Here is a 12,144-nt window from a genome sequence, read left to right as displayed (position 1 = left end):
TCCGAGATGGGACTAGGTGTTGCTGGCCATGAAGTTGTTGCGTGAATCGCAGTTGATCTGTGTATGGGTGAAGGCCTCCGGTTGCGAGAGTGGAGCTGTCTAGAAACCACTCACGCAACACAGGAAGCGGCTCGTTCACGAAGCTCGAGCGGGTATTTCTTTTGGAGCATGACAGGGAAGTCCTTTCCGTGGCTTCACTGTCTCCATTGTTCCCGGGGCGATTCAGTCTAGACCAAGTCGGCCGCTTCCCTGATCAGCTCCGACAGGTTCTCCGGGAAGTACCGGATCGGTGCGTCCTCGAGATCGTCGGCGCTCCACCAGCGCCATGTGGTCATGGCCGTTCGCTCGAGCGCGGTCCAGTTCGAGTCGCTCAGATCCGTCACATCCGTCCGTGCGGCGAAGAAATGCTCGACCTGGTGCTGAGGTTCTCCGTGGTTGAGGAAGTCGAATTCACGACGATGGAACGGGCCGACCAGATCGATGCCGGACAGACCTGTCTCCTCTTCCAGCTCGCGTTCCGCGGTCTCCTGCAGGGTTTCGCTGGCTTCGCTGCCACCGCCGGCGGTGAACCAGAAGCGGATGCTGTCCTGAGCATCGGCGAGGTCGCGCCCTTCGAAGAGCAGGACGCGAGAATCGGAATCGAGCAGGACGATGCGGACGGCGACTCGTGTGGGGTTGGGCATGTCGCCCACACTACGGGGTGAAGCGGTAGCCCATGCCCATCTGCGTGTGCAGGTACTGCGGTCGGGCAGGGTCGGCCTCGAGTTTCTGCCGCAGCTGGGACATATAGACCCGCAGGTAGCCGCGCTCCCCGGCATACTCAGGGCCCCACACCTCGGTGAGCAGGGTCGTCGCATCGACGAGCGCACCCCGATGCTTGGCGAAGACGCCGAGCATGTTCCATTCGATCGGCGTGAGATGCACCTCGGCACCTTCGACCTGAAGGACATGAGCGGCAAGGTCGATGACGACCCGCCCATCACCGGTGCGCACAACACTCGAATCGGCCGCCGTACCCGAGCGCCGCTCGATCGCGCGCAGGCGGGCGAGGACCTCGCCGAGGGAGAACGGCTTCGTCACATAGTCATCGGCCCCGGCGTCGAGGGCGGCGATCTTGCCACGCGCGTCATGGCGGGCCGAGATGACGACGATGGGCACCTGGCTCCACTTGCGCACCTGCGAGATGAGTTCGATGCCGTCGACGTCGGGCAGTCCGAGGTCGAGGAGGATGACATCGACGGTCGCCTCGGCGAGCGCCTCATTCATCTGCCGCCCGCTGCCGGTGATCGTCACCTCATGGCCCTTGCCCCGCAGCCCCACACTCACGGCGCGGGCGATGTCGGTGTCGTCTTCGACGATGAGCACGTGCTTCACAACGCGTCGCCCTTCCTCGTCTCCTCGGGTGCTGCCGGCGCCCCACCTCGGCGCGGAATCGTCAGCACCGCGGTGAATCCGCCGCCCGGGGTCGGCTCGGCGCTCAGCTCGATGTCCATCGCCCGGCACAGACCCAACGCGACCGCCATCCCCAGCCCGAGACCCTTCGTGTTGGACTCATCGAGCCTGGTGAACGGGGTGAAGACGGACTCGAGTGCCTCCTCGGCCACTCCGGGACCGGAGTCTGCGACGCGGAGGTGGACCGCCTCGGCGCCGGTGGAGGCATCGATCGTGATCGGTGCGCCCTCGCCGTACTTCACGGAGTTCTCGATGATGTTGACGAGCACGCGTTCGACGAGCCCCGCATCGACGTCGATCCACGTCTCGGGGTCGACATCGACGGTGATCTTCGGCTGTGAAGAGCGACCGTCATCGCCGGCCGCGATCCCCGCCGAGTCCCCGTCATCGCCGGCCGCGGTCCCCGCCGGGCCCCCGTCATCGCCGGTCGCGATCCCCGCCGAATCCCCGTCGAGTTCATCCAGCGCCGAGGCGACGACATCGGCCACGAGCACCGGTGCCGTCGCGATCGTCACCGCCCCGGACTGGATCCGGCTCATGTCGAGGAGGTTGTCGATGAGCTTCTCGAGGCGCTGGGCTCCGTGCTCGATGGTCTCGAGCATGAGCCGCTGGTCGGCATCCGAAAGCTCGATCTCGTCGAGCAGCAGCGTCGAGGTCGCCGTGGTGATCGCGCCCAGCGGCGTGCGCAGGTCGTGGGAGACCGCGGTGAGCAGGGCGGTGCGCACGGCGTTGCCGGCCGAGAGTTCCCTGGCCTCGGTGCGGCTGCGCTGCAGGGCCGATTCCGTGAGCACCCGCAGCAGCCTGCCGGCATAAGCGTCGAGGATCCGCTGTTCTCCGGCACTGAGCGGCCGCCCTTTCAGCGCCAGTGAGGTGTCCTCGTCGAGGTCGATGACCTCGCTCGCCTCGGCCCGTGACCTGATCGGTTCCCCCGCCGAGGCGGCCGCCACGTCCCCGCCGCCCGCGCGGTTCGTATTGCCCGCCCGGTCGCCGTCACCGGCACGACCGACAGCGTCGGTGCGGTCTTCGCCGCCCGCCCCGTTCCCGCGGACGAAGAGGGTGACCCCGTCGAGGGCGAAGCTCGTGCGGATGCCCGCGACCATCGCCTCGGGGCTGTCACCCTCGGCGATCATCGATCCGGCGAGCTCACTGAGCACTCCCGCCTCGTGTTCGGCCGCCTGAGCCTGCCTCGAGCGGCGGGCGGCTTGGTCGACGACGGTGGCCACGGCCACGGCGACCGCGACGAAGATGACGAGCGCGAGGATGTTCTCAATCTGCCTCACCGACAACGAATTCACCGGATGGGTGAAGAAGAAGTTGATGAGTCCGGCTCCGAACACGGCCGTCATCACCGCCGGCCACAACCCGCCGATGAGGGCGACGAGCACGACGACGGTGATGTAGGCGAGGAAGTTCATGCCCAGCGAGGTCGACCCGGGGCCGAGCGCGACGAACAGGCCGGTGAGCACGAGCGGGGCGAGCGCACCGATGATCCAGCCGAGGATGCGACGAAGACGCGAGAGGGGATTGTCTCGGGTGCGTTCTCGATCCGGCCGCCAGAATCGGGCGGCCTGGGCGTGGGTGACCAGGTGCACGTCGATGTCAGCGGCGGCGCTGATGACGCGGTTGGCCACGCCGGGGCCGAACATGCGCCGGTACCACGGGGTGCGCGAGACCCCGAGGACGATCTGTGAGGCATTGAGGGTGCGGGCGAACTCGATGAGGGCCTTGGCGACATCGCCACCGACCACGGTGTGCCATACGGCGTGGTTCGCCTCGGCGAGTTCGCGGGCCGACAGCAGGTGCGGGGCACCGGAGCGGCGGGTGCCGTCGGGTTCGATGACGTGGACGACGTGGAGTTCGCGCCCGGCCACTCGGCCGGCGATGCGCAGTCCGCGGCGGATGAGCGTCGTCGATTCCGGGCCGCCGGTGACGGCGACGAGGATCCGGTCGCGGGCGGCCCAGGTGGCGCGGATACCCTTTTCGTCGCGGTACTTCTCGAGGCCTTCGTCCACCCGGTCGGCCAGCCACAGGAGGGCGAGTTCGCGCAGCGCGGTGAGGTTGCCGAGCCGGAAGTAGTTCGACATCGCGGCAGCGACCTTCTCCGCTGCATAGATCCGCCCGTCGACCAGTCGGGTGCGCAGTGCGGCGGGGCTGATGTCGATGAGTTCGACTTCGTCGGCGGCGCGGAGGAAGGGGTCGGGGACGCGTTCGGCCTGGTTGCGGCCGATGATCGCACCGACGACGTCGCCGAGGGATTCGAGGTGCTGGATGTTCACCGTCGTGAACACGTCGATGCCGGCGGCGAGGATCGCCTCGACGTCCTCCCAACGTTTGGTGCGGGTCGGGGTGGGCGTGGTTCCGCCGCCGAGGTAGGTCTCCGTGCCGTCGCCACCGACCGAATCATCGCTCGGCACATTCGTATGCGCGAGTTCGTCGATGATGACGAGTTCGGGCGCCCGGGTGAGCACCGCCTCGGTGTCGAGTTCGTGAAACGTCCGACCGCGGTAGTCGGCCGGGCGCCGGGCGATGGTCTCGAATCCCTCGGCCAGGGACCGGGTGAAGGCACGTCCGTGGTCCTCGACGATGCCGATGACGACGTCGCGGCCGTTGTCTGCCGCAGTCGCCGCAGCCTCGAGCATCGCGACGGTCTTGCCCACCCCGGGCGCGTAGCCGAGGAAGACCGTGAGCGTGCCCCGCCGAGGTGAGTCCATCAGCGCCCGCCGTTCGCGAGGTCGTTGTTGAGAGTGACGACGTTGACCTGAGGCTCACCGATGAAGCCGAACAGCGGATCCTGCGTGTTCGCCTGAACCATCGCGGTCACGTCCTTCCTGCTCAGTCCCGTCTCCCGCGCGACGCGAGGGATCTGGAGTCGAGCATACTCAGGGCTGATGTCCGGATCGAGACCGGACGCGGACGCGCTCAGCGCATCCGCAGGAATGCTCGCCGGGTCGACGTGCTCTCGCTCAGCGATCTGGAAGCGACGGTCGGCGATCTGTTTGAGCAGTTCGGGACTGTTCGCCGCGAGGTTCGACGCCCCCGAGGCGAGTCCGTCATAGTCACCGGCCGAAGGCCGAGGAAAGAACCATTCGTCCCCGCTCACGGGCTGGGCGAGGCGGGCGTTGCCGACGACCTCGCCGGCACTGTTGCGAATCGACGCGTCTTGGGCGGGCATGAGACGACCGATCGCGACCATCGCCAGCGGGTACGCGAGGCCGACGACGAGGGTGAGCACCAGAAGCATCCGTGCCCCGGTGAGGAGCTGTCGGCCGAAGATGGGGAGCATGATGAGGGTCCTTTCAGAGTAGTCAGTGTGAACGACGAGGTCAGGCGGGCGCTTCAGAGCGGTGCACCACCCGCAGTGGTGAATTGCTCAGAGCAGCGGCGCGATGACGAGGTCGATGAGTTTGATGCCGATGAACGGGACGATGAGTCCGCCGATGCCGAACACGAGCAGGTTCATCCGCAGCAGCGACGAGGCCGTCCGCGCCCGGAACCGCACCCCGCGCAGCGCGACCGGGATGAGGGCGACGATGATGAGGGCATTGAAGATCACCGCGGACAGGATCGCCGAGGCGGGGCTGTGCAGACCCATGATGTTGAGCGCCCCGAGCCCCGGGAACGCGAGCAGGAACATCGCCGGAATGATCGCGAAGTACTTCGCGACATCGTTGGCGATCGAGAACGTCGTCAGCGCCCCACGGGTGATGAGCAGCTGCTTACCGATCGCGACGATGTCGATGAGCTTCGTCGGATCCGAATCGAGGTCGACGAGGTTGCCGGCCTCCTTCGCCGCGGTCGTGCCCGTGTTCATTGCGACCCCGACGTCGGCCTGCGCGAGCGCGGGCGCGTCGTTCGTCCCGTCCCCGGTCATCGCGACCATCCGACCGCCGGCCTGTTCGGTCTTGATGAGGGCGAGTTTGTCCTCGGGCGTGGCCTCGGAGAGGAAGTCATCGACCCCGGCTTCCCGGGCGATCGCGCGGGCCGTGAGCTCGTTGTCGCCGGTGATCATCACCGTCCGGATCCCCATCTCGCGCAGCGTCGCGAAGCGCTCGGCCATGCCCGGTTTGACGATGTCGCGCAGGTCGATGACCCCGAGCACCCGTGCGGAGGACCCGACAGCCTCAGCGACGAGGAGTGCCGTGCCGCCCCCCGTGTTGATGCGTTCGACCTCGGCGGTCGCGGCCTCGGGGACCTCGGCCCCGCGGTCGCGGGCCCACGCGATGACCTCCTTGGCCGCACCCTTGACCACGGTGCGACGCAACGGTGCCACTCCCGCGGCCAACCCCACCGCGGCGGATGACGACGCACCCGCACCAGTCCTTCCGACTACCTCGACGACGGTCGACCGCGTACGCGCGGATCGATGTGCGCCTACCTCGGCGGGGGAAGTCGCCCCATCCTGCTCAGTGACCTGCTCACGAACCGGCAGGACGATCCCCGACAGGCGGGTCGTCGCCGAGAACGAGATGAATTCGGCCTCGGGATAGGCCTCGAGGCCGGCGGCGTCGATGCGGAATTCCGTCTCGGCGAGGGTGACGACGGACCTGCCCTCGGGGGTGTCGTCGGCCAACGAGGACAGCCGGGCCGCCTCGGCGATCCGTTCCGGTGTCGTCGATCCCAAGGGCACGAAGTCGGTGGCCTGCCGGTCGCCCATCGTGATCGTGCCGGTCTTGTCGAGCAGCAGCGTCGACACGTCACCGGCGGCCTCGACGGCGCGGCCGGACTTCGCGAGCACGTTCGCCGCGACCAGCCGGTCCATGCCGGCGATGCCGATTGCCGAGAGCAGCGCGCCGATCGTCGTCGGGATGAGGCAGACGAGGAGGGCGATGAGCACGGTCAGCGACTGCGGGGCGCCGGAGAAGGAGGCGATCGGGGCGAGGCTGAGCACCACCAGGATGAAGATGAGGGTGAGCACGGAGAGGAAGACGCCGAGGGCCACCTCGTTGGGGGTCTTCTGCCGGTTCGCACCCTCGACCATCGTGATCATCCGGTCGAGGAAGCTCTCTCCGGGGCTCGCGGTGACGGTCACGGTGATCGAGTCGGAGAGCACCTTCGTCCCGCCTGTGACGGCGCAGCGGTCGCCGCCGGCCTCACGGATGACGGGCGCGGATTCGCCGGTGATGGCGGACTCGTCGACGGTGGCCGCACCCTCGATGACGTCGCCGTCGCCGGGGATCGTCTCACCTGCGGTCACGAGCACCCGGTCCCCGGCCTGCAGCTGGGAGGCGGGCACGGTTTCGGTGCCCCCGCCCGGCAGCACGCGGGTTGCGTCGACGCTGACCCGGCTGGCCCGAAGGGAGTCGGCCTGGGCCTTGCCGCGGCCCTCGGCGAGCGCCTCGGCGGTGTTGGCGAAGACGACTGTCAGCCACAGCCAGATGCTGATCGCCCAGGTGAAACGGCTGGGATCGGCGATCGCGAGGATGAGGGTGATGGCCGCGCCGATCTCGACGAGGAACATCACGGGGTTGCGCCAGGCGGTGCGGGGGTCGAGCTTTCTGAGCCCGAGCAGGCTTGCCTGGAGGAGGGCGGGAGCGGTGATGGTTCTCATCTCACATGAGTCCTTCGTTGATCGGTCCCAGTGCGAGCACGGGGAGGAAGGTGAGGGCGCTGATGACGAAGCCGCTGCCGACGACGACCCCGACGAACAGGGGTCGGTGGGTGGGCAGGGTGCCCGGGCTCGCCTCGGCGGGGGTCTGTTTGGCCAACGCTCCGGCGAGCGCGAGCACGGCGCCGATCGGCACGAGGCGGCCGAGCAGCATCGCGATCGCCAGGGCGATGTTGAAGAACGGGGTGTTCGCGTCAAGGCCGGCGAACGCGGATCCGTTGTTGTTTGCCGCCGAGGTGAAGGCGTAGAGGATCTCGGACAGGGCGTGAGGGTTGAGTTGGGTCGCGGTTTGTGCGGTCTGCGCGGTTGCGTGGCCGGAGGATTGGATCGCCGAGGTGGTGTTGAGGACCGAGTCGAGCGTGCCCGGGCACAGCGTGGCCACGGCGGTGCCGATCAGGGTCAGCGCCGGGGAGACGAGGATGAAGGTGCTCGCCAAGGTGATCTCGGTCCGGCCGATGCGCTTGCCGAGGAACTCCGGAGTGCGACCGACCATGAGTCCGCAGACGAAGACGGCAACGATTGCGACGATGAGCATGCCGTAGAGGCCGGAGCCGACGCCGCCGGGGGCGATCTCTCCGATCATCATGTTGATCATGAGCACCGCTCCCCCGAGTCCTGAGTAGCTCGAGTGGGCCGAGTCGATCGCTCCCGTCGAGGTCAGAGTCGTGGCCACGGCGAAGAAAGCCGAGGGGATGACGCCGAAACGGGTTTCGCGGCCTTCCATTGCGGCTCCCGCTGCGTGGGAAGCCGGGGTGGTGGTCGTCGTTTCAAGGGCGATGACGGCGGCGAGTGAGAGGACGAAGAAGGTGGCCATGGCCACAAGGATCGCCCAGCCCTGCTTGCGGCTGCCGACCATGATGCCGAAGGTGCGCGGCAGTGCCGAGGGGATGAGGAGGATGAGGAAGATGTTCGCGAGGTTGACCAGGGCGCTCGGAGCCGAGAGCGGGTGCGCGGAGTTCGCGTTGAAGAAGCCGCCGCCGTTCGTGCCGAGGTGTTTGATGACCTCCTGGCTGGCATCGGGACCACCGGGGATGGTCTGGGTGATGGTGCTGCCGGCTTGGGCTGCGTCGGCGGCGTGGGTGCCGCCGGTGACGGTGTGGACGACCTGGTCAGGGGTGAGATTGTCGATGACGCCGAGTCCCATGTAGATGATCGCGAAGAGCACCGAGAGCGGAAGCAGAATACGCAGTGTCGAGCGGGTGAGGTCGACCCAGAAGTTGCCGATGAACAGGGAGTTCGAGCGCATGAGCCCGCGGATGAGGGCGACGGCTACGGCGATGCCGACGGCCGCGGAGACGAAGTTCTGGACGGCGAGCCCGGCCATCTGGGCGAGGAAGCCCATCGTCGTCTCACCGGAGTAGGACTGCCAGTTCGTGTTCGTGACAAAGGAGACCGCAGTGTTGATCGCCTGGTCGACGGGCACATCCGACTTGCCGTTCGACAGTGGCAGGACGTGTTGGAGGCGGAGCAAGCCGAAGAGGACGACAAGCGAGACGGCCGTGAACCCGAGGACCGAGAGGAAGTAGGTGCGCCACCGCTGCTGCGAGGACGAGTCGACGCCGGTGAGGCGGTAGAGGACGGATTCGGCGCGGGTGTCGGTCTCCGAGAGGAACACGCGGGCCATGTAGTTGCCGAGCGGAACGTGGGCCGCGGCCAGAAGAGCGAGGACAAGCAGGATCTGCGTGATGCCAGCGAACCAGCTCATGACCGGCCCTCCCGGGAGGAGCGGAACTCGGTGCACGGGCAGTGCTCAGAACGCATTGAGCGGACCTGCCCCGTACGGGACGCAGCGTGCGACGGTCCGGTCGGCCGCCTCGGCGATGAAGTGAATGACATGCGTCCATCCCACCGCCGCAGGGGCCGGTCGGCGGGCGATCTTAACGCGATCTTCACACCTCCCAACACAACCCCAACACCCCAATTACTACCCGACGGCGGCCCAGCAACCTTGCGCAAGGTTGCTGGGCCGCCGTCGGGTAGTAATTGGGGGAGTGGGCGGGAGCGATCGGTCCGGCTCGGCTTACGAAGATCGGCGAAATCTGCTACATTCGATCACGGCCCATTGGCCACAGCGCTTCGATGACACGACACGCGAGGTTCACTCGAGCAACTTCTGACACGGCACGGTCAAGCAGCTGACATCCGCCGACTGTCAGGAGATTCCATGACCTCACCTGCCCATTCCCGTCCGCACGCGACCGAACGTGTGGGACCGATGATCGCGGTTGCCGCCGCCGCAGCGTTCCTTGCCACGTTCAACGAAACCTTCCTCAATGTCGCATTCACCCCGATCATGGCCGACTTCGGCGTCGCCGTGACCACGGTCCAGTGGCTGACCACGGCCTACCTTCTCGTCGCCGCGGTCTTCGTCCCGGTCGCCAATGTCCTCTATCACCGGTTCCCCACCCGCAGTCTGTTCGTCAGCGTCGTCGCGGTCATGGTCATCGGGTCGCTCGTCGGAGCCTTCGCGCCGAACTTCGGCGTCCTCCTCATCGGACGACTGCTGCAGGCGATCGGCACTGGCCTGCTCACCCCTATCGGCATGAACACCACCCTGGCTGTCTCCCCGCGCGAGAAGCTCGGGATGAACATGGGCATCATGGCGGCGATGACCACCTTGGGACCGTCGCTGGCCATCGTCCTCTCCGGAGCTCTGCTCACCGTCGCCCCGTGGACGACGCTCATGTGGGTCTTCGGCGGTCTGTGTCTCATCGTGCTCATCGCCGGAACTCTCGTCCTGCGCACCGTCGCCGAGCTCGGCCGACCCCGCCTCGACACCCTCTCGTTCCTGCTCGTTGCCGTGGCGCTCGTCGGCATCCTCTACGGTGTCACCGCGGCATTCGGCGGCTCCGCCGTGTGGGCAGCGACGTCCGGAGTGATCGGACTGCTGGCACTGTGGGCGTTCATCGCCCGCCAGCGGCGGATCGATCATCCGCTTCTCGACCTGCGGCCGTTCTCGAGCACCCCGTTCGTGCTCGGTGTGGTGATGACGATGCTCGGACTTGTGTTCGTCTTCGCGATGAACGTCATCATCCCCCTGTTTCTGCAGGCAGCACGCGATGTTCCGCCGCTGGGCGCCTCGCTGACATTAGCCCCGGGCATCTTGCTCACAGTGGCTCTGGGTCCCGTAGCCGGACGGTTGTTCGATCGCCACAGTGGTCGGTGGTCGATCCCGATCGGCTTCCTCGTCATGGCCGTCTTCGTCAGCCTGGTCGGACTGGCGGCAGGGCAGACGTCTCTCGTGATCTTCGGCGCGCTCTACGTCCCGGCGGTGTTGGCGACGGCGTTCGTCATCGGGCCCGCGCAGACCTTCGCCTTGTCCCACCTCGATCACGAGACCAGTCCGCATGGTGTCACCGTCGTGTCCATCAGTTTCCAGATCGCCGGCTGCGTCGGTACGTCACTGGCCGCCGGAGTCTACGGTGCCCTGAGCAAGGCACGCCTGAACTCCGGCGGCAGCGAACTCTCGTCGCTGCTCCTGGGTTTCCGCGGTGCCGTTGCATTTGTGGTGGCCACCTCGGTGATCGGCATCGTGCTCGCGTTCCTCGCCTACCGTTCGGTGAGGCATGACCGCGGCGGTCGGGCGGGTCGCAACAGTCAGGGTGACTCGGCGGATGACGCCGACCCGGGCGTACCCGGCCCGGGCGCAGCTTCCATGGGCGACGCGACGGAACTATCGGCCGCCTCGGCGGTTCCGGTCGACCGGTCGGCCACCTCGGCGAACATCACGGTGGGATCGGTCGATCCGACCACCGTCGCGGCGATCATGAAGTCCGAGGTGTTCACTCTGTCGGCGAACCAGAGCGTGCTCGAGGCGCTGCGGACCTTCACCGATCGCGGCATCTCGGGAGCACCGGTGGTCGACGCCGACGGCGACCTGGTCGGCTTCCTCTCCGACGGTGACGTGATGCGCTATCTGTCGGCTGCCCGCCCTTCGTCGACATCGATCTACTCGTTCGCAATCGGCGCCGAGGATGATCTGAGCCAGGCCATGGCCGATCTTGCGAATCTCGAGGTCATGCGCCTGGCGAACCGTGAGGTCGTCACCATCGACGTCGACGCCTCGATCGCTTATGCCGTCGCCGCCCTCTCCGATGCGAAGCTGAAGAAGGTGCCGGTGGTGGACGGCCCCGAGGGACGTATGGTCGGCATCGTCAGCCGCTCGGCGATCAACCGGATGGCCGTCGCGGGGTACCTGCGTGAACGGGTGCCGGTCGGGTCCGTACTCGCGTGACCCTCGCTCTGCTGCCCGTCGGCGGCTCAGGGCCCAGCAGTGGGGTACACCGCTATTTCGATGAGATTCCCGTCGAGGTCGCGGCAGTAGTGCGAGGTCATCGGCCCGAGGGCACCGACCTTCGTCACCGGTCCGTTGACGATCTCGACTCCGCAGTCGGTGAGATGATCGGCGACGGCGGTGGGAGTGGTGGTCGTGATGAAGCAGAGATCCTCTGACCCGGCAGCTTCGGTGCTGCCCGTCACCCAGTCCGGATCATCGTCGGCCGCGCCGATCGGGCGGAGGTTGATCTTCTGATCACCGAAGGCGAGCGCGACTCGCTGTGCGGGGCCGAACCGTTCGGCGCGCATGCCCAGGACTCGTTCGTACCATTCCGCCGTTGCCGTCACATCGCGGCAGTTGAGCACGATGTGGTCGATCCGTTCCACGTTGAGGGCCATAACCGGGAGTGTATGGTGCCGCGATGCCGCCGACAACTCTCAGCCCGCCTGTTGCCTCGGCGCGACACCCCTCAGACACACCTGACGGCTGTGAGTCTTGGTAGTGGCTGGTCTGGGACCGGCTGGCAGAGTAGGTGCTGGCCTCTCCATCCCGTGGTCGTGACTCAACCTGGCGGTGACCCACCCCCTTTTGGTGGTGTCTTCGGGCCGATTTGTCCGATCACATGGGTGGTGCGGCCGGCACCGACTCGGCCCACCTCGGTAACTTGATCAGAAGGTTGTCCGCCCCTTGCCGGGGGCGTGACTCATCACAGTGTTGTTCCGAAGTGACCTCATCCCGGACCGGTACCGGCCGCAAGCGGCCGCACAACCTATCGGTCAAACAGGGAGCTTCGAACCGCTATGTCCATTGT

At 67.0% G+C, this 12,144-nt stretch carries 8 protein-coding genes; 1 reads left to right on the top strand and 7 read right to left on the bottom strand.

The genetic code is table 11. From position 1 onward, the window contains the following. Positions 1-227: 227 nt before the first annotated feature. The 6 genes from HK108_RS16410 to kdpA form a co-directional block, all read right to left on the bottom strand. Entirely contained in the window at positions 228-683 is a 456-nt protein-coding gene (locus HK108_RS16410) for an NUDIX hydrolase (protein ID WP_139470443.1), read from the bottom strand. A gap of 10 nt (positions 684-693) precedes the next feature. Continuing rightward, positions 694-1,374 (bottom strand): response regulator, encoded by a 681-nt coding sequence (locus HK108_RS16405; RefSeq protein ID WP_139470444.1) that lies wholly within the window; start codon positions 1,372-1,374, stop codon positions 694-696. Continuing rightward, on the bottom strand, positions 1,371-4,163 hold the full coding sequence (locus HK108_RS16400) for a DUF4118 domain-containing protein (RefSeq protein WP_181272296.1): 2,793 nt from the start codon (positions 4,161-4,163) through the stop codon (positions 1,371-1,373). The genes HK108_RS16405 and HK108_RS16400 overlap by 4 nt, the downstream gene beginning before the upstream one ends. Further along, positions 4,163-4,735, bottom strand: a complete 573-nt coding sequence (locus tag HK108_RS16395) for a potassium-transporting ATPase subunit C (protein ID WP_181272295.1) — start codon at positions 4,733-4,735, stop codon at positions 4,163-4,165. Before HK108_RS16395 ends, HK108_RS16400 begins: the two co-directional genes overlap by 1 nt. Before the next feature lie 87 nt (positions 4,736-4,822). Further along, positions 4,823-7,000, bottom strand: coding sequence for a potassium-transporting ATPase subunit KdpB (kdpB, locus tag HK108_RS16390; RefSeq protein ID WP_181272294.1), 2,178 nt, complete (start codon positions 6,998-7,000; stop codon positions 4,823-4,825). Between the two features lies 1 nt (position 7,001). Continuing rightward, entirely contained in the window at positions 7,002-8,762 is a 1,761-nt protein-coding gene (kdpA, locus tag HK108_RS16385; protein ID WP_181272293.1) for a potassium-transporting ATPase subunit KdpA, read from the bottom strand. Positions 8,763-9,221: 459 nt separating this feature from the next. Here kdpA and HK108_RS18700 point away from each other — a divergent pair, with 459 nt between their 5' ends. Then, positions 9,222-11,291 (top strand): MFS transporter, encoded by a 2,070-nt coding sequence (locus HK108_RS18700; protein WP_219922509.1) that lies wholly within the window; start codon positions 9,222-9,224, stop codon positions 11,289-11,291. 26 nt (positions 11,292-11,317) lie between these two features. Here the strand turns inward: HK108_RS18700 and HK108_RS16370 are convergent, their stop codons facing one another. Then, positions 11,318-11,731, bottom strand: a complete 414-nt coding sequence (locus tag HK108_RS16370) for a VOC family protein (RefSeq protein ID WP_181272292.1) — start codon at positions 11,729-11,731, stop codon at positions 11,318-11,320. Between the last annotated feature and the right edge of the window lie 413 nt (positions 11,732-12,144).

The sequence above is a fragment of the Brevibacterium sediminis genome (genome assembly GCF_013623905.1).
Classification (GTDB): domain Bacteria; phylum Actinomycetota; class Actinomycetes; order Actinomycetales; family Brevibacteriaceae; genus Brevibacterium; species Brevibacterium sediminis.
This window is presented reverse-complemented; position numbering and strand designations above follow the sequence as displayed.

Excerpts from the sequence above, each read along its gene's own strand:
- HK108_RS16410 (WP_139470443.1), bottom strand. The coding sequence starts at position 683 with ATGCCCAACCCCACACGAGTCGCCGTCCGCATCGTCCTGCTCGATTCC.
- HK108_RS16400 (WP_181272296.1), bottom strand. The coding sequence starts at position 4,163 with ATGGACTCACCTCGGCGGGGCACGCTCACGGTCTTCCTCGGCTACGCG.
- HK108_RS16395 (WP_181272295.1), bottom strand. The coding sequence starts at position 4,735 with ATGCTCCCCATCTTCGGCCGACAGCTCCTCACCGGGGCACGGATGCTT.
- kdpB (WP_181272294.1), bottom strand. The coding sequence starts at position 7,000 with ATGAGAACCATCACCGCTCCCGCCCTCCTCCAGGCAAGCCTGCTCGGG.
- kdpA (WP_181272293.1), bottom strand. The coding sequence starts at position 8,762 with ATGAGCTGGTTCGCTGGCATCACGCAGATCCTGCTTGTCCTCGCTCTT.
- HK108_RS18700 (WP_219922509.1), top strand. The coding sequence starts at position 9,222 with ATGACCTCACCTGCCCATTCCCGTCCGCACGCGACCGAACGTGTGGGA.
- HK108_RS16370 (WP_181272292.1), bottom strand. The coding sequence starts at position 11,731 with ATGGCCCTCAACGTGGAACGGATCGACCACATCGTGCTCAACTGCCGC.